This window comes from Cohaesibacter marisflavi (genome assembly GCF_900115225.1).
GTDB classification, from domain to species: domain Bacteria; phylum Pseudomonadota; class Alphaproteobacteria; order Rhizobiales; family Cohaesibacteraceae; genus Cohaesibacter; species Cohaesibacter marisflavi.
Genome location: NZ_FOVR01000001.1, coordinates 230,157 through 248,035, shown reverse-complemented (window position 1 = coordinate 248,035; position 17,879 = coordinate 230,157). Strand labels below are relative to the sequence as shown.

17 protein-coding genes are annotated in these 17,879 nt (G+C 55.0%); 3 read left to right on the top strand and 14 right to left on the bottom strand.

Annotated features, from left to right (window positions below):
- Positions 1 to 127 precede the first annotated feature (127 nt).
- From BM258_RS01090 to BM258_RS01080, 3 genes are read left to right on the top strand one after another with little or no spacing between them, the layout of a single operon-like run.
- Positions 128 to 799, top strand: a complete 672-nt coding sequence (locus BM258_RS01090; RefSeq protein WP_090067975.1) for a response regulator transcription factor — start codon at positions 128 to 130, stop codon at positions 797 to 799.
- A 30-nt stretch (positions 800 to 829) separates the two neighbouring features.
- Positions 830 to 2,281 carry a sensor histidine kinase gene (locus BM258_RS01085; protein ID WP_090067973.1) on the top strand — a complete coding sequence of 484 codons (1,452 nt, stop codon included), beginning with the start codon at positions 830 to 832 and terminating at the stop codon, positions 2,279 to 2,281.
- Positions 2,278 to 3,384: an ABC transporter substrate-binding protein gene (locus tag BM258_RS01080; RefSeq protein ID WP_090067971.1), complete on the top strand. Its 1,107-nt coding sequence runs from the start codon at positions 2,278 to 2,280 to the stop codon at positions 3,382 to 3,384. Before BM258_RS01085 ends, BM258_RS01080 begins: the two co-directional genes overlap by 4 nt.
- Before the next feature lie 10 nt (positions 3,385 to 3,394).
- Here the strand turns inward: BM258_RS01080 and BM258_RS01075 are convergent, their stop codons facing one another.
- From BM258_RS01075 to BM258_RS01005, 14 genes are all read right to left on the bottom strand, one after another.
- Positions 3,395 to 3,988: an RBBP9/YdeN family alpha/beta hydrolase gene (locus tag BM258_RS01075; RefSeq protein ID WP_210186615.1), complete on the bottom strand. Its 594-nt coding sequence runs from the start codon at positions 3,986 to 3,988 to the stop codon at positions 3,395 to 3,397.
- 260 nt (positions 3,989 to 4,248) lie between these two features.
- A complete protein-coding gene (gene citX, locus BM258_RS01070; protein ID WP_090067967.1) occupies positions 4,249 to 4,788 on the bottom strand; it encodes a citrate lyase holo-[acyl-carrier protein] synthase in 540 nt (179 codons plus the stop codon).
- Positions 4,785 to 5,798 carry a triphosphoribosyl-dephospho-CoA synthase CitG gene (gene citG, locus BM258_RS01065; RefSeq protein WP_090068907.1) on the bottom strand — a complete coding sequence of 338 codons (1,014 nt, stop codon included), beginning with the start codon at positions 5,796 to 5,798 and terminating at the stop codon, positions 4,785 to 4,787. Before citG ends, citX begins: the two co-directional genes overlap by 4 nt.
- Positions 5,799 to 5,812: 14 nt before the next feature.
- Positions 5,813 to 7,333, bottom strand: a complete 1,521-nt coding sequence (citF, locus tag BM258_RS01060) for a citrate lyase subunit alpha (RefSeq protein ID WP_090067965.1) — start codon at positions 7,331 to 7,333, stop codon at positions 5,813 to 5,815.
- Positions 7,334 to 7,345: 12 nt separating this feature from the next.
- On the bottom strand, positions 7,346 to 8,218 hold the full coding sequence (gene citE / locus BM258_RS01055) for a citrate (pro-3S)-lyase subunit beta (RefSeq protein ID WP_090067963.1): 873 nt from the start codon (positions 8,216 to 8,218) through the stop codon (positions 7,346 to 7,348).
- On the bottom strand, positions 8,215 to 8,511 hold the full coding sequence (gene citD, locus BM258_RS01050; protein ID WP_090067961.1) for a citrate lyase acyl carrier protein: 297 nt from the start codon (positions 8,509 to 8,511) through the stop codon (positions 8,215 to 8,217). Before citD ends, citE begins: the two co-directional genes overlap by 4 nt.
- A gap of 61 nt (positions 8,512 to 8,572) precedes the next feature.
- Entirely contained in the window at positions 8,573 to 9,601 is a 1,029-nt protein-coding gene (gene citC, locus BM258_RS01045) for a [citrate (pro-3S)-lyase] ligase (RefSeq protein WP_090067959.1), read from the bottom strand.
- A gap of 459 nt (positions 9,602 to 10,060) precedes the next feature.
- A complete protein-coding gene (locus BM258_RS01040) occupies positions 10,061 to 11,602 on the bottom strand; it encodes a tripartite tricarboxylate transporter permease (RefSeq protein ID WP_090067957.1) in 1,542 nt (513 codons plus the stop codon).
- Between the two features lie 12 nt (positions 11,603 to 11,614).
- Positions 11,615 to 12,046 (bottom strand): tripartite tricarboxylate transporter TctB family protein, encoded by a 432-nt coding sequence (locus BM258_RS01035; protein WP_090068905.1) that lies wholly within the window; start codon positions 12,044 to 12,046, stop codon positions 11,615 to 11,617.
- A 68-nt stretch (positions 12,047 to 12,114) separates the two neighbouring features.
- A complete protein-coding gene (locus BM258_RS01030; protein WP_090067955.1) occupies positions 12,115 to 13,098 on the bottom strand; it encodes a Bug family tripartite tricarboxylate transporter substrate binding protein in 984 nt (327 codons plus the stop codon).
- Between the two features lie 492 nt (positions 13,099 to 13,590).
- Positions 13,591 to 14,901: an extracellular solute-binding protein gene (locus BM258_RS01020; protein WP_090067951.1), complete on the bottom strand. Its 1,311-nt coding sequence runs from the start codon at positions 14,899 to 14,901 to the stop codon at positions 13,591 to 13,593.
- Between the two features lie 102 nt (positions 14,902 to 15,003).
- Positions 15,004 to 15,864, bottom strand: a complete 861-nt coding sequence (locus tag BM258_RS01015) for a carbohydrate ABC transporter permease (protein WP_090067949.1) — start codon at positions 15,862 to 15,864, stop codon at positions 15,004 to 15,006.
- A gap of 3 nt (positions 15,865 to 15,867) precedes the next feature.
- Positions 15,868 to 16,743 carry a carbohydrate ABC transporter permease gene (locus tag BM258_RS01010; protein ID WP_175527859.1) on the bottom strand — a complete coding sequence of 292 codons (876 nt, stop codon included), beginning with the start codon at positions 16,741 to 16,743 and terminating at the stop codon, positions 15,868 to 15,870.
- 1 nt (position 16,744) lies between these two features.
- A complete protein-coding gene (locus BM258_RS01005; RefSeq protein ID WP_090067945.1) occupies positions 16,745 to 17,857 on the bottom strand; it encodes an ABC transporter ATP-binding protein in 1,113 nt (370 codons plus the stop codon).
- Between the last annotated feature and the right edge of the window lie 22 nt (positions 17,858 to 17,879).

Genomic DNA, 17,879 nt, shown 5'->3' with positions numbered 1-17,879 from the left:
GCAATGCTGTCTTTAAGACTAGCCATATTGACCCTGACCAACGAGAAACCTAATCTCGACCTATTCTGGGCAGACACGAGGGGATTCACACTGTCCGGATTGGGAGGGGTTTGAACTAGCTGATTTCATGCGTGTTTTATTTGTTGAAGATAACATGGCGTTAGCCGAAACCGTCGTTGAACGCTTCCGCAAGGAAGGACATGTCATCGATCATGAAAGTGACGGGGATGAAGCGGACTATATTTTGCGCCAGAAGCAGTTTGATCTCATTCTGCTGGATATCAACCTGCCCGGCAGGAACGGGTTCGAGTTGCTCAGAGCCATTCGGGCGCGCAATCTCGATACGCCGGTGCTGGTGCTTTCTGCCCGTTCGGAGATTGATGACCGGGTCGTAGGGCTGGATGCTGGCGCAGACGACTATATGACCAAGCCGTTTGATTTTCGCGAGTTGATTGCCCGCTGCCGGGCGCTGGCACGGCGCAAATCCGGTCTCGCGCGCAACCTGTTCACCGCTGGCAATTTCACCTTCGACTGGGGCACAAAGCTTGCCAATGTCGCGGGCAAGGATATCGAGCTTCGTAACAAGGAAGTACAATTGCTCGAACTGTTCCTTACCAGCCTCGATCGGGTTTTGACCAAGGAAGAAATCGCTGACAAGATCTACAATTTTGATGAAACACCCAGCTTCAACGCGATTGAACAGACCATCACGCGCCTGCGCAAGAAACTGGATGGCTCCCCTTTCCTCATCAAGACTATTCGAGGGCTTGGCTATATCGGGCATATGGATGAGACTTGATCCACCCTTCGCGCGAGATCATGGGCACCGATGAAACACGCTTCCAAACGCCTCACACAGAAATCCATGCGCCACCGGCTCATACTGAGCATGGGGGCAGGCTTTCTGGCCATTCTGACGGTGATCTGCATCGGCTTGTGGGGCTATGCGCAGCAGGCTGCCAATGAATCCTATGATCGGCTGTTGCATGGGGCGGCCCTTGCCATTCTGGAACGGGCCAATCTGGCTTCGGGTGAGGTGCGGGTCGACATCCCCTATTCTGCCTTTGAGATTCTGGGACTGGCAAAGGAAGACCGCGTTTTCTATCGCATTTTCACGCAAGATGACGAGACCATCACGGCCTCTCACAATCTGCGCCCCAAAGCCAACTACAAGCCCAGCGAAAGCCCGGTCTATTGGGATGACGCTTTCAGTGGCGAGTCCGTCCGTTTCATGCAGCAGGCGCGCTTTCTCACGGGTGATAACCGCTCACTTTGGGTTATCGTGCAATTCGGCCAAACCTGCATTGCGCGTCATGACATGATAGCAGAGCTGTTCTGGCGCGGGTTTGCAGTGGCGCTTTTCATCACCGTGGTAGGGTTGCTGTTTGTCTGGATCGCGATCAATAGCGCCCTTCATCCCCTGATCGATGTAGAGCAGAATTTGCGACAGCGTGACATTTCCGATTTCACGCCCCTGCCCGTCACACCGCCGCGCGAAGTGGCCAGCCTTGTGCTCTCGATCAACGGCTTCATCTCGCGGCTGAAGAATAATCTTGATCACTCGCAAATCTTCATCGCCGATGTGACACACCAGATCAGAACGGCCCTTTCGGCGCTTCAGGGCCAGTTGGAGCTGGCCAGCAAGGAGCAGTCGCCCGAGCTTTTGAAAGGCCGGATTGAAAAAGCGGAGCGGCAGAACCGGCAGACCATTCACCTGACCAACCAGCTGTTGGCCCACGCCATGGTCATTCACCGGGCCGACCAGAAGATTGTCTCGGATATTCATCTGGCAGATTTGCTTAAAACCGTTTTGCAGACGCTGCTGCGTGAGCATGTGAAGTCCGATATCGATTTTTCGGTCAATATTGCGCCCGATATCGAGAATGGCGGCAAGACTGCCGATCTGATTGCAGGCGACAGCATCTCTATCCGCGAGGCCATCAGCAATGTTATCGACAATGCCATCAAACATGGCCCAGCCAATAACCGCATCGATATCTCTCTTTTTGAACATACCCTGAAACTGCGCGGCAGAGAGAGAAAGCAGCTTATCCTGCAAGTGGATGACGCCGGTCCGGGCATTCCGGAGGAGCGACGCGCAAAGGTGCTGGAACGTTTCTACACCACGGGAACAGGCAACGACGGGTCAGGTTTGGGCCTCAGCATCGTTGACGAGGTCATGCGCAGCCACAAGGCACAGCTCAGGCTCGGCCACTCGGCTTTGGGAGGCTTAAGCGTGAGAATGATATTCACCCGTAAAACAGTGGGGATACCCACATGAGCGCACAGAGCCTCTTCCCCCTTATTTCACCTCTTTCAGCCTGTTCGGCTCGCTCAGCCAAATACATGCTTTTCGCGATCACTGTGTTGTTGACAGCGATGCTGGCAGCCATACCAGCTGCCTTCTCGCAAGAAAAAACCGAGATCGATATCTGGAGCACCACGGACACCGCCGCCTTTGAAAGCGTCATCAGGGCTTTTGAAACGGCCAATCCGGATATCGAGATTGCCTATCACGAAATCACCACCAACGCCCTGTTCGAGCATGTGCTCTATGCAAGGGACCGCAAGGACACCGCCATCGATCTGGTCATTAGCTCAGCCATGGACTTGCAGGTAAAGCTGGTCAATGAAGGACTGGCCTCTCCCTTCAGCACCGATCGTGCAGGCGCTACACCAAGCTGGGCCGAATGGCGCAACGAGCTTTACGGCTTCACCTATGAGCCGATTGTGTTGGTCTATAACAAGGAGGCCTTCCGGGGTTATCCGCTGCCCAAAACCCATTCCGATCTGGCGGATCTATTGATCAATAATCTGCCCACCTTCGAAGAGAAAGTGGGCACCTATGATGCGGCCTCGTCGGGAGCGGGCTACTTGTTCTTCACGCAAGATGCCATTCAAAGCGACAAGATTTTCCGTGTGATCGAAGCACTCAGCCGCGCAAAGATGCGAACCTATGACTACACATCGGCCATTCTGGATGCGGTTGCCTCCGGCGATCTGATCCTTGGCTATAACGTCATCGGCACCTATGCGCTGGAACGCGCCTCCAAGGATCCGAATGTCGGCATTTTCCAATTCAAGGATTACACCATTGTCATGTCGCGCACGGCCTTCATCTACAAACATTCGAGGAAAAAGAGAGAAGCAGAGCGCTTTCTGGAGTTTCTGCTATCTGAAACCGGGCAAGAGAAAATGGCTCGAGACTCGGCCTTGATACCCATTTCGCCAGACATGCGGCGGTTGAAATTGCCAGCGGATTCCACCAACGCCTATTTGCCAATCAAGATGGGCATCGGCTTGCTGACCTATCAAGACCCGCTAAAACGCAGATATTTTCTGGATGTCTGGAACAGTATTTTCAAAAAGCCGGAAGAGCAGTGATCGGGCGTGATCACCCCTTGCTCTTGTCGGCGACAATGCGGTCAGCGAGATCGCGAAGAATGGTCAAGCCATAAGGCCAGCGACCGAAGCCAGCCTCGGAGTTGATATGTCCGGCTTCCCCGACATCGATAAAGTCGGATGCCCAGCCATCAGCCAGCCCCTTGGCGCGTGCAAAGGAGATGAGCTTGTCGTTATGGCTGGCGACCACCACCGTTGGAATACCCAGATTCTCGTGCGGAATGCGTTCTTCCACGGCAAAGCGCATGGGCTCGGCTGGAGCGACGAACATACCGCCAACCACATTCAACTCACCTCGGGCTATGACGCAGGCAGAAGCAAGAGCCCCCAGCGAATGGCCGATGAGAATAGCGGGACGATTGCGCTTGGTCAGGAGCCTTCCCACGGCATCAATCCATAGCACAATATCGCGCTGATCCCAGCGGCTCTGATCAATGCGGCTGAAGAGATCGATTTCCCGCTCCCAAAAGCTCTGCCAATGTTCAGGTCCACTATTTTTAAAGCCGGGAACAAGCACAAAATCAAACTGTTCTGCATGTGTTGCGAGTGCCTCCAGAACCTCAGGATCTGTCAATTGTCTAATCAAAAGGCGACTCCATGAAAAAATGTTTGAAAGTATGCGTCGATAATCTAGTACCAACGCGTTTAATCTTCAACTCCCGCTTGAGAGATGGCCATTCTCATTGAGAGTCCAGCGCAACGAACCTCTCTGACAGGATGAAACACAATGCTAACGCATTGTTTCTTTTATTTTTCTTTTGAGAATACGCTGTGTTTCAGAAAAGTATTTGCTATCTATCGCATGCTCTCGTCCAAAATGCATGACAACTTTTGGCAAAGTTGACTTTATTTTTCCAAATAGCTTCGCATTCTTTCTTCCATGGCCCTTATAATGTCACCTATTTCATGGGTCCGCGAGCGGGCGCAGGCGTGCGCTGGCTGATCGCAAATGAGACACCGTCGCGGCGCCATGCCGATATCACGACGGGAAACCGCTCGCCCGTCTGCGCCATGGACATCAAGATCCCATAGTCGCCCCAGCGGGTGCCTTTCTTCCAGCTCGACCATCGCCTTTTTGAGCTTTTCAGCCTCACTGGCAACAGCGAATAACGCCTCCGGGCCAGTGGAAGCGTTCTGAGACCAGAGCATGTGATTCTCCCAGCCCTTAGCCGAGAGCTTTTCATGCACGGCCCGCTCTGCCTCCTTGGCGAGTAATTCGCTCATGGGGCATAATTTTACCGGCCCGGGCATGACGACAGAAAAGGTGATTGTCGGCATGCGATAATGGGCCAGGCCATCTTCGCGCCGACGCACCCGCCGTTCGCGGGCCAGCAGCATATCCTTGAGGGCGACCTCCGGGCCATCGGTCCAACAGGGTTCTTTCATGAAACCTCCGTGCTTGCCGACAACCCCATCGCATCGATGCGCGCGAGAAACAGGGTAACGCCTAGCAGGTCAGCGCTCCCGCCGGGGCTCAAATTCCGGTGGATCAGCGCTTCATCCATGGCCATCAGTCTTGCATGGAAATCCGGGGCAAAGACACCGCCAAGGCGCTTGAGCCGTTGCGCTTCACGGCGCACGAAAAACAGACCTTCCATGCCGCCACGGGCAACCAGATTGGTATCCCTGTTCCGGATGAGTAATTCGAGCAGCGCGGCGAGCAAGGCGGTTTCCTCGTCCTGCCCTGCCTCTCTTGAGCAAAGAAAGGCTGGAAGAGCATAGAGCCGCACCAATTCAAAGCCGCTTTCCGCTTCGCCCCGAGCGCCGGTGAGGCCATAGCGACGATAGATATATTCCCCAGCAGTATTGGCAGTCTTTACGCGGTTGGCGAGCTCACGCTTCACCAGCCCCTTGACCATCTGCGCGGCTTCGCCGCAAAGCGCCAAGACCGAGAGCCCTTCCCCGCGTCCGATGCAACGTCCCGCTGCGCCGAGCAACAGGCCAAAGGCGAAGATGCCGCCCTTGTGGGTATTGATGCCGCCGGTGGCCTCATTCATTGCCTCTTCGCAGATAAGACCGTGTCCACGCAGAGCCTGCAGTGCAACAGAAGTAGGATCGCTCGCTGTTTCCACACCTGCCTTGACGAATGACGCCATCAGAGGGCGCAACGCGTCGGCACTGGCAAGAAAGGTCGCCAGCGTCATATCCTTGTGCGAGCCGTTGTTGCGGGCATCCACAAGCCCCGGCTTTGGCGTGAGGGTTGCTTCGGCAACGAGGGCTTCATGGACAAGGTCGGCAAGGCGCTCCGGCAGGGACGACCACACAGGGGCAACAGGAGAAATTGATATCCCCAGTTGTTCCTGTTTCAATAGCCCATAGGTTGGCGCAGTGGCGATCTCCAAAGAAGGATCACTAATCACTTCCTTAAGATCGCCCTCGCCTATCTCCTCATCCATGAAGGACCCACTTGTCATTTGGCAACCTGACGCACGGTGTCGATCACTGTGCCATCACGATAGCGGACAACGCCGACCACCTTGTCGAGGAACTCGATCGGCTTGGGTTCACCCGTAATGGAGATCGCCCGCTGATAGAGTTCTTCCATGGTGCGAACCGGCAGATTGGCAGCGCGCAGCCGCTCTTCCACGTCTGATCGGTTCGGGTTGACGGCGATGCCGTGGTCTGTGACCAGTACACCGACCGTCTCGCCCGGCGTAACCCGCGTGGTGACATTCTTGACCACGGTCGGGATGCGCGAGCGGATAAGCGGCGCGGCCACGATGGACAATTTGGCCCCTGCTGCGGTATCGCAATGGCCGCCAGAGGCGCCTCGCATGACACCATCAGAACCGGTCAACACATTGACGTTGAAATCAAGATCGATTTCCAGTGCCGACAGGATCACCATATCCAGCCGATCCACCACAGCCCCTTTCGACATGGGGCTTGCGTAATAGTGAGCCGAGATTTCGACATGGTTGGGCGAGGATTCCAGCGAACGCGCGGCCACCGCATCAAAGCTCTGGGTGTCGAGCAATGTGCCGATCAGGCCCTTATTGTGCAAATCGACCATACCACCGGTCTGTCCGCCAAGCGCCCATTGGGCCTTGATGTCCAGATGGCGCATGCGATCTTCCAGGAAGCGCACCGTTGCCGTAGACGAGCCGCCAGTACCGGTCTGCATGGAAAAGCCATCCTTGAAATAGCCCCCATGCTCCATGACTTCCGCCGACAGGCGCGCAATCAGCAGCTCGCGCGGGTTGGTCGTGGCACGGGCTGCCCCAACAGAGATTTTGGCCGGATCACCAACCTCATCCACCTGCACGATCCAGTCCACCTGATCCTGACGAATGCTGGCCGGAGCATTCGGATAGGCGACGATTTCCTCGGTCAGCATGATGACATTCTTGGCGAAATAGGCATCGACCATGGCATAGCCCAGAGACCCACAGCGCGAACGCCCTGAAAAGCCGTTGGCGTTGCCATAGGCGTCGCATGCCGAAACGCCGATAAAGGCGACGTCGATGTTGATTTCACCGGTTTCGATGAGAGCGCAACGCCCCCCGTGAGAATGCACGGTAATCGGTTCGTCCATCAGCCCGTGGGAGATGGCATCGGCCAACTTGCCACGCATGCCGGAGGTGTAGATCTTCCGGATCACGCCATTCTTGATATGCTCAATGAGCGGCGCGTTGGCAGAGACCAGCGAGGAAGAAGCCAGCGTCAGATCCTTGAAGCCCATATCGGCAAGGATCTGCACCACCATATTGATGACCTTGTCGCCCTCGCGATAGGCATGGTGGAAGGAAATGGTCATTCCGTCCTTGAGGCCCACACGGCGTACGGCTTCCTGCACCGTATCGACCAGCTTGCGATCAAGCTTGGCGACTGGATCGGCCAGATAAGGAATTTTTGCTGCAAAGCCCTGAAACAGTTCTGGTTCTGCCACCGTCTTGCTCCTCCCCGGAGCCGAATGATTGTTCTTGTCCATTGTCAGCCCTCCCTATCGTCTCACGCCGGAAGCCTGAGCGCGGCTCAGAACCCGTTTGGCGCTATCCACGATGGGCGCATCGATCATCTTGCCATTGAGCGCGATGACCCCCAGCCCTTCGGTCTCTGCCTTTTCGGCCGCGGCAACGACACGGTTGGCATAATCGACATCTTCCTGCGTTGGGGCGTAGGCATTGTGCAAGAGTTCGATCTGACGCGGATTGATCAATGATTTGCCGTTGAAGCCAAGCCGTTTGATGACGTCGACTTCCTTGAGAAAGCCTTCCTCATTGTTGATGTCGGAATAGACCACATCGAAGGCATCGATCTTGGCGGCACGGGCAGCGTGCAACACGGCGCAGCGGGCATAGAATAGCTCAGAGCCATCGCCGCGTTCGGTCTGCATGTCGACCACATAGTCAAAGCCAGCAACAGCAATGCCCATCAGGCGTTTTGAAGCGGTGGCAATGGCAACCGAATTGATCACACCGGATGCGGATTCAATGGCAGCCATGAGCAATGTCGAGCCAACTTCGCGGCCGCATTTGCGCTCAAGCTCCTCAACGCAGGTTTCCAGTTCCTTCACATCATCGGCCGTTTCTGTCTTGGGCAGGCGGATGACGTCGGCGCCGCCGCGCACGGCGGCCTCGAGATCATCCTTGCCATAAGGTGTCGACAGAGGGTTGATACGGACAACACGCTCAATGCCATCATAAAGCGATGATTTAAGGGTGTGATAGACCAGCAGACGGGCAGCATCCTTTTCGCGCAGGGATACAGCATCTTCAAGGTCGAACATGACCGAGTCCGGCTTGAAGACGAAGGCGGTCGAGATCATCGCGGCATTGGAACCGGGGATGAACAACATGGAACGACGCAAAGTCATGACAGGGTCTCCCACTCTACCGATTTGTCACCCGCGGCGCGCAGAAGAGCGGCTTCCAGGCGGGCTTCGATCACGCAATCCAGCGCTCCCTTGTCTTCGATGATAACGGTGGCCCCTTCGGACACGCCGAGCTTTGCAAAGGTCTCTTGCGCGACCTTTCGGATCTGGTCGCCGAACTGGTGCTGAACTTCGCTGTTCAGGATCAACTCAAGCGGTCCTTCTGACGGTGAGACCCTGACAAAGAGATCGCTCGATTCGAGTGTCCCCGCCAACGCCTCCTGTATGATCTGCATGTTTCGCTCCTTTAGATTTTTAAAATCGATGGCACGCATGGCGGCGACAGGCCGTCAGCTGTCAAACTGATGTGGCATATTTATTCATGATCAGATCAAAGGTCGGTTTGGGTACGAACTCCTTGATCTTTTCAAAGTTTCCTCCCGCCAACAGGCGGCGCACTTCTGAAGCGGAAACGGCGATGCCGCTGCGCTTGGTGCGCTCCAGCTCAACCACCTCGATGGAATGGGCTATGGAGCTTGGCTCCTGGAGCCAGAATTTCATGTCATTGTTGTATTTGCGCGTGGTATCGCAGAATGGCTCGGTGCCGACAAAGCGGTGGGTCACGCCAAGGGCCGGGGCAATATATTTGCGGAAAAGCAACAGATCGACCGCGGTGCGGCATTGGCCGACCATGCCCTTGTCCTTGAAGAAATAGGCCGGGAACGTGGCCCGCGAGACCATATATTTTGAACCGCCATGCAAGGTGAGATTGGGAATGTCCTTGGTCATCTCCTTGGCCAGCATGAAGCGATCATGATAGGAGAAGAGCGAGGCATCTTCCTTGACGATGAACAGATGGAGCCAATCACAGGATTTCGCTGCTTCGGTGATCAGATAGAGGTGACCGAGCGTGAAGGGATTGGCGTTGGCCACCACGCAGCCAATCTTGTCCGCCTCCACCTTGTAGTGGGCCAGAGAGGCACAATAATTCTTGATACCGACCGGCGTATTCTCTAGCAGGGCCGTCTGTCCGGGCACTTCGACCAGCGGATAGAAGCCGCAGCCCAAAAAGAAATCCGCATTATGCGGCTCGGTATAGACGAAAAGAATTTGATATCCCTGGCTATGGGCGAGATAGGTTACCTCACTGACGAGCCGCAGACTGATCGCGCTGCCTCGCAGAGTCTGGCAAATGGCAACATCCTTGATGATGCCCTTTTCGAAGCCTGCACAGGCTACGAGCCGCCCTTCCTGCCGCGCCGTTACGAAAAACTCGATTTGCTTCTCGTAATCAAGGCCGCAACTGGCCAGCAGGTCGACGATTTCCCTTCGGGCCACAGGGTCAGAGGCCGGTTCAACCGTCAAGAATTCCAATCCGTCGCTCACTAGCACATTCCTTTAGCCGTTTGAGCAATCAGAATTTACATTGTCACACCGTCTAAAAGCCTCTCAGTGGCACCATGGCACCCTGATATTAATGGGCTAAAAGAAAGATCGTCGCAGGATTGCGGACAGTGACAATGGATATTCTCATTCCTTGTTGATTGCGGTTTCATCCACCCTCATTGATTGCCGGTTTTTTACTGATCGCCGCTTTTGCAGCCACAGTCGCAATCATATTAATCGCCCTTTTTATCCGATATTTCTGTCAAGTCTCTGACCGAGGTCATAATCGCAGCAAATTAGCCTAAAAAACTGTGATTTTGTCGAAGAAATCGGATTGCTTTCCTTTGAGGGCTTTTAAGAGAGTGCCACCCAAGGCTGGCACTCCCCTTGTTTCTGATGCAACTCCCGATCCGTTATCGTTGGGGGACTGGTTTATTATGTCGGACCGGGAGATGCGTCTTAATTGGATACTTCCTCTTCTGCTTCAGCAGAAACCGGTTTTGGTTTCTTGGGCATGAAGCGGCTGACGAAGATGGGGAGCACAAAGCCGATGATCGAGATCGACCACAGGGTGATCGCGAGCGGGCTTGCGAACAGAACCGTCCAGTCACCATCAGAAATGGTAATGGCGCGGCGCAGGTTGCTTTCCATATTGTTGCCCAGCAGCACCCCGAGAATGACCGGAACCAGCGGCACATCAAGCTTGCGGAACAGCCAACCAACAACACCGAAGGCCACCATGATCAGAAGATCGAAGCTAGACCCGGCAATGCCGTAGATCCCGACAAAGCTGACCATTGCGACGATCGGCATCAGGATGCGCGGTGGCACAAGCAGCACGCGGATGAAGATACCCACGAACGGAATGTTGAGCAGCAGCAGGATGAAGTTGCCGATGAAGAGCGCAGCAATCAGGCCCCAGACCACATCAGGATTGTTGGCAAAGAGCAACGGCCCCGGCGTGATGTTGAGCGCCAGCAGAACGGCCAGAAGAACAGCGGTCGTGCCAGAGCCGGGAACACCGAGTGCCAGCATTGGCACCAGTGCACCACCGGCGGCGGCATTGTTGCCCGCTTCAGGCGCAGCCACACCGCGCGGATCACCCTTACCGAAGGTGCCATTCTTGTCGAGCAGACGCTTTTCCATGGAATAGGAAATGAAGGACCCCAAAGAGGCTCCGGCACCGGGCAGAACACCGGCAATGAAGCCGACAATACTGGTGCGGATAATCGAAGGGAAACTGCCCCAGAATGTCTTCATGGTTGGCGTCAGACGACCGAGCTCGACCTTTTTGCCTTCTGCATCTGCATCGCCGTGGCGATTTTCGATGAAGATGAAGACTTCCGAGATCGCAAACAGGCCGACGATGGCAACGAGGAAGTCAATGCCATCATAGAAATGCACGAGACCAAAGGTGAAGCGTGGCACACCGGTCTGGGTATCCACCCCGACCATGGCAAGACCAAGTCCGACCATCGCTGCGAAAGCCGATTTCGCCTGATTGGTGGAAGAAACACCACCCAGCGTGGCGAAGGCCAACGCGAACAGAGCGAAATATTCAGCAGGCCCGAAGGCGAGCGCAATCTTGACCAACTGCGGCGCCAGTAGCACTAGCCCCCAGGTTGCCAGAAACGAACCGATGAAGGACGCAAAACCGGAAAGCGCCAGCGCCTCCCCGCCTCGGCCATTGCGCGCCATGGGGTAGCCATCAAGGCAGGTCATCAAGGCAGGCGCATCACCGGGGATGTTGAGCAGGATGGAAGAAATACGACCGCCATACATGGCGCCGTAATAAACGGACGTCAGCAGAATGAGAGACGGCGTAGCGCCAAGGCCCAGCGAGAAGGCCAGAGGAATGAGGATCGCGACCCCGTTTGACGGGCCAAGACCGGGCAGCGCGCCCATGATGGTTCCCAGAAAACACCCCAGCAGTGCCAGAATGAGGTTCTGAAAGGTCATCGCAATCACAAAACCGTCTGCAAGAGACGAAAAAGTTTCCATAATCCGATCTCCTTAGAAACCAAGCGGGCCCTTGGCCAGCGACAGGCCAAAGAGAAGGTGAAAAATGACATAGATGCCGACGGAGATGGATATACCGACCACCACAGACTGGATGGCGGATGTCCCCAAACGCCAGGTGAGATAGGTGGACGCGACAGCCGTTGCGATCACAAAACCAACAATTGGCAGAAACTCGGCATACAGCACCATCACGACGATGGAGGCGACAAGCTCGACGAACCGCGGAAGCGTCGGCCATTTGGGCGCGGCGTCCGGTTTCAGAATGATTGTCAGGGACGAGATTGCCAGAATGGCGGCGATAATCAATGGGAAGGCCTTGGGGCCGACCGCATCGGAGAGAAAGCTCTCCTCGATTATCATGGATGAATAGGCAAAGAGCGCGGCCAGCAGGAGCCCAACAGCTCCGAAGATACGATCACTCATGATCATTCCCTCGTTAGACGGAAATTGCGGCGGCCGGTCTCAGCCGCCGCAACCGGGATAGCTTATTATTATTTGATGATGCCGATATCGCGGGAAATCTGCTGGATCTTGGCAACAGATTCACCAACGAACTGCTCGAATTCTGCGCCCTGCAGATCAAGCGGAGCCAGACCGTTGTTCTTCATGACAGTCTTCCACTGCGGGGTATCATAAAGTTCGTCGATCTTGGAAACCCAGAAGTCATAAGCGTCATCGCTCATGCCCTTTGGAGCATAGAAACCGCGCCAGTTGGCACCAATGGCGTCAATGCCCTGCTCTTTCGCGGTTGGGAATGCGGCATAGTCGCCATCAAGGCGTTCCGGAGACAGAACGGCAATCACGCGGATATCACCTGAATCCACGAAGCCTTTTGCTTCGGAAATATCGCCGGAGAATGCCTGAACAGAACCAGCCAGCAACTGGGTTACCGCTTCGCCACCACCATTGAAGGCGATATATTTGACTTTGCGCACATCACTGATACCTGCGGCGTTGGCTGCGATCAGAACCTTGAGATGGTCCCAGCCACCAACAGCGGACCCACCAGCAACAGCAATAGAGCTTGGTTTGTCTTTAAGCTGCGTCATCAGTTGGGTTAGGTCTTTGATCGGGCTATCGGCTGCCACTGCAATCACGCCATAGTCTGCGCCAATAGCACCAACCCAGCGGACCTGATCCATGGTGTTGCCCGGATAGGCACCCTGTGCCAGACGGGTTGCTGTTGCCGAAGAGGCAGCCACGATGAGGTTGCTATCGTCACCACGCTTGTTGACCACGGCTGCATAGGCAACGCCACCGCCACCGCCAGCAAGGTTTACCACCTGCATGGTGGAATCGATCAGGCCGAGATCCTGCAAGGATTTGCCAACCTGACGGCAGGTGAAGTCCCAGCCACCACCAGGGTTGGCAGGAGCGATACATTCCGGATTTTCAGGTTCGAACGCTTGCGCTGCGGCAGGTACGAGAGACATTGCTGCGACAGCGAGTGCTGCGCGGACCACTTTGGAAATCATGATTTCTCCTCCACAATTAAGCCAGCCTTATTTTATTTGGCGGGCCATCGCGGGGATAGTAGTCTGCTTGTCTGACAGGAAGCTGTCACAGTGGAATGAATATTGTGGTTTCAGTATTATCCTAATTGATAATATAAAAAGCCTGAAAAGACAGTCTCGCTCGTTGCGATACCTTGCCTTCACCTTTTCTTTTTCTTTTATTTCAAAAAGGGTTAAGTCGGTCTTCGGGAGCGGACCAATTAATTCTGACCAAGGTAATAAATAGCTTGGAATTTTACCTGATATGACAGAACTGCTTTATCTGTCAGGAATAGAAGTCTGATATTTCTCGCCTGTTCCGGCATTTTTACTAACCCGACCAACCTCCGAATCGCGCGTAGCCAAAAGCACAGCAGAGAGACAAGCAGGCAAGAGACAAAAAGAGCGGCATACTCTGCCGCTCCCCTAATCTTCATTGTCTGAAAGCGCTTAGTCTACGTTCTTGCGCAGTAGCTAAAGGTTGCCAAGCAGATCGTTGACGCGTTCTTCTATACGAGCCAGCGCGTCATCAACGGACTTGTTGCCATTGATGGCGGCAGCCAGTTCTTCACCGACAATATCCTGAAGCGCAAACTGGCGCATCACGCCTTCCGGCAGGGTCTGCCCGATCTTGGCTATCTCGACGATCTTGTCGCGGTGCGGCAGAGCCTTGAATTCAGGCATGTCGAACACGGCTTTCACAGATGGCAGATGGCCGGTGCGAGCCCATTCATAGTCATTGTCTTCGAGGAATTTGAAGAGCTTGCCGATGGCCGCCATCTTGTCTTCATCGCGATCTCCACGCGGAACAGCCCAGCCATGCCCGTCCACATAGGTGGCGTTCTTGGCCGGATAGAATTGCGGCACAGGATAAACGGTGTAGCCACCGGAGAGCGCATTGCCCTCTTCCTTGGACTGGGCATCCAGATCGCCGATCAACCAGGTACCGTTAACCTCAATACCACCTTCACCAGAGGAGAAACCGGAGACAGCTGCCGAATAGTCCATATCGAGCGTGGAAAGGCCTTCGTCGTGGATCTTCTTCATGAATTCCAGCGCCTTCTTGGCTTCAGGTCCAGAAAGATCGATCTTGGACGGATCTTTGAAGAAGTCATAATCCTGCTGCATCATCAGCGTGTAGAAAATGCGCATATAGGCAGCGGTTTCGTTGGCATAGATCTGGACTAGATATGGCTTGCCGGTTTTTTCCTTGAACTGTTTGCCCTGTTCGAAGAATTCATCAACCGAGGTTGGCAGAATCGGTGTGCCATCGGCATTGACGAGCCCCGCTTCTTTCATCAGGTTGAGGTTGACATGGAACAGCATGGTCCAGTTGTCAAACGGCAGGGCATACATCTTGCCGTCCTTGGTGGCGCCGCCACGGGCAGCGTCGGAAAAGTCTGCCGGATCAATGCCAGCCGATGCAAACAGATCATCAAGCGGCATGAAGAGGCCACGGGTGGAGTAATCGGAAATCGCTGAATAGTGAACCGAGACCACATCGGGCGCTGCGTTGGAAGCGAGCTGGGCGTTGAGCTGATTATAGCCGGGCCATTCCACTGTGGTCACGTTGACCTTGATGTCCGGATTTTCCGCTTCGAACTTGTTGACCAGAGACGTGATAATGCCGCATTCGCCAACCGCCTTGGAGACGTCGGTAACAGTGCCATAGTCCGCTTCGCATGCGCCGAAGAAGCGTTGCAGTTCAATCGTCGTGTCGGCCTGTGCCATTGTGGCCATGCCGAGCAAGGCGGCAGAGGCCGTTGCCAATAGAATGGATTTCATTTTTCTCTCCCTATGTTGGGGCCTTCGCCCCTAAAATGACCGGCCTGCCCTCCTATTTCTTCCCTCTTCCAGAAGGCTGCCGATAATGTTAGCCGCCCATAGCTATTTGACGGCTCCTCCCGAAACAGCGGTCACGATATTCCGCTGGAAAAAGATATAGACAATGATGACCGGCAATGAGGCGAACACAGCCTGCGCGGCGAGAAAGCCAAGCCCCTCGGTCTGGGCGAAATTGCGCTGTGAGGATGCGATGCCTATGGTTAGCGTATACATGTCCTTTTTGGTGGCTGAAATCAGCGGCCACCAATAATCGTTCCACGCCAGCAGGAAGGTGAAAATACCAAGCGTTGCCTGTGCTGGCATGGTCAGCGGTAACAGCACCTTCCAGAAAATGCGGAAGCGCGGTGTGTTGTCGAGCAGGGCAGCTTCGTCGATCTCCTTGGGGATGGCGCGGAAAAACTGCGTCATCAGGAACACACCAAAGGCCGAGGACATGCCCGGCAACATCAGGCCAAGATAGCTATTATGCATGTTGAGCCAGCTGAACATCTGGTGACGCGCGATGATGACCGCCTGCTCCGGCACAGCAAGACCAAACAGCACGATAACAAAGATCGTCTTGCGGAATGGGAATTCCAGCCGCGCAAAGGCATAGCCTGCCAGCGACGATAGGGTGAGCACGCCCACAGTCTGCCCTACCGCAACCACCATGGAATTGAGAAACCAGCGAAAGACCAGACTGGAATGGAACAGATCGGTATAGTTCTTCAGGGTATATGGCGCAGAGAACACCGCTTCGGACCCACGCATCAAAAGCGTGTTATCCTTGAAAGACAGCCCCAGCACCCAAAGCGCTGGCGCGATCATGACAATCGCGAAGACGGCAGCGATCCAGAAAAGGGCTCGGTTGGATGTCAGTTTGTCAGGCGAAAAGCTTCTGTTTTTCTTGCTCAGAACAGCCATGGCTCAAGCTTCCCCTTTTCGAGATGTCACCCAATATTGCACCATTGCCGCCAGCAGAATGATGAGGAACAGCACTTCGGAAGCCGCCGTGCCCATGCCGACATCCCAGCGGATGAAGCTGGTATCGAAGATATAAAGAACGATCGGACGCGAAGAGCCTGCCGGTCCGCCGTTGGTCATCAACTGGGCCTGCCCGAACAGCTGGAACTGCATGACGATCTGCACGATGGCCACAAGCACGATGGTGGATTTGATCGAAGGCAGCGTAATCCGCGTCAACACCCGCCAGCGGCTCGCATTGTCGAGCGCTGCGGCTTCATAAAGATCAGATGGTATCTGCTGAAGCGCAGCAAGAAACAGCATCATAGGCAAGCCCAGACACCACCATACGGTTGCCACGCCAACCGAAAAGAGCGACCAGCCCTCGGTGGAAAGAAAGCCAATCTGCTCCCAGCCCATTTTGTCAAACAACAAGGCCAGCAGGCCATCGCCGGGAATGAAGACAAAGCGCCAGATCAGCGTAACGATGGTGACCGACAAGACAGTGGAAGAAAAGAACAACCCGCGCAGCAGCGACGAGGCGCGCGTGGTCTTGTTGAGTGCCAAAGACAGGAACAACCCCAGCGCCACGAGGGTGGGCACAGAAACAAGAACGAAAATGACCGTATTCCAGACTGCCTGTCCAAAAACAGGATCACTGAAGACGCGATAATAGTTTTTCAGGCCAATGAAGCGGGCACCACCGAAAAGGTCGCTCTTGTTGAGCGAAAGCCACATGCCCCAGAAGAGCGGAAAAACAAGCAGACTAAGAAAGACCGTCATATAGGGCAGAATGAACAGAGCGTTTGACCAGCGGGAGCGACGATAGGACTCAGCCATCTTACGCCTCCTCTGCCATATGATAGGCGCGCCCTGTGCCATCGAAGACATGCAGGGCGGAACGATCAAAGTCGAATTTCACCGTTTCCCCAGCCCTGACCGTCGAGCGGCCGCTGTCCTCGACAATCATTTCAAAGCCCGTATCGAGCTTGCCATAGAGCAGTGTGCGTTCTCCAAGCCGCTCAACAACGGTAACCGTCAGGTTCAGCCCATCCGCACCGGGTTGGACTACATGTGTGTCTTCGGACCGAACGCCCATGGTTGCGCCATCCAGAGCAAAGCTTGCGGGCAGCGGCACTTGAGTTGCGACCATGCCAGCCCCTTCCACCTCCAGCGTTGCGCCTTTTTGATCAGAGCTTTGCGCGCTGACAATGCCTGTGATCGGCATCATCGACATAGCGGGCGAGCCGACAAATTCAGCAACAAAACGGGTAGCGGGTCGCTGATAGATTTCCATCGGCGTGCCGATCTGCTCGATCTTCTTGTCATGCATGACAACGATCCGGTGAGCCAGCGTCATGGCTTCCACCTGATCGTGTGTCACGAAGATCATGGTCGATCCAAGCCGCTGGTGCAGCTGAGCCAATTCGAGACGAGTGCGGCTTCTCAACGCTGCATCAAGGTTGGATAGCGGTTCATCAAACAGGAACGCTTTGGGCTCCTTGACGATAGCCCGCCCGATAGCCACGCGCTGACGTTGACCGCCAGAGAGTTTGGTAGGCCTGCGATCAAGCAGATGGGCCATCTCCAGCGTTTCGGCGGCGGACTGGACGCGGCTGTCGATCTCGGCCTTGTCAACCTTGAGATTTTCCAGACCAAAGGCCATATTCTGCGCCACGGTCATATGCGGATAGAGGGCATAGGTCTGAAACACCATGGCCACCCCGCGCTTGCCCGGAGGCAATGTATCGATCCGCTCGCCTCCGATATGGATCGTACCCTTGTCGACCGATTCCAGCCCCGCGATCATCCGCAGTAACGTTGACTTGCCACAGCCAGAAGGGCCGAGGAAAACAACAAACTCACCGGCCTCTATGCTCAGGGAAATATCATCGAGCACTGTCAGGGCTCCGTAAGCCTTGGTTACGCTATTGATGTCGATGGTCGCAGACATGGGTCTCTCTTTTCTAGAAACA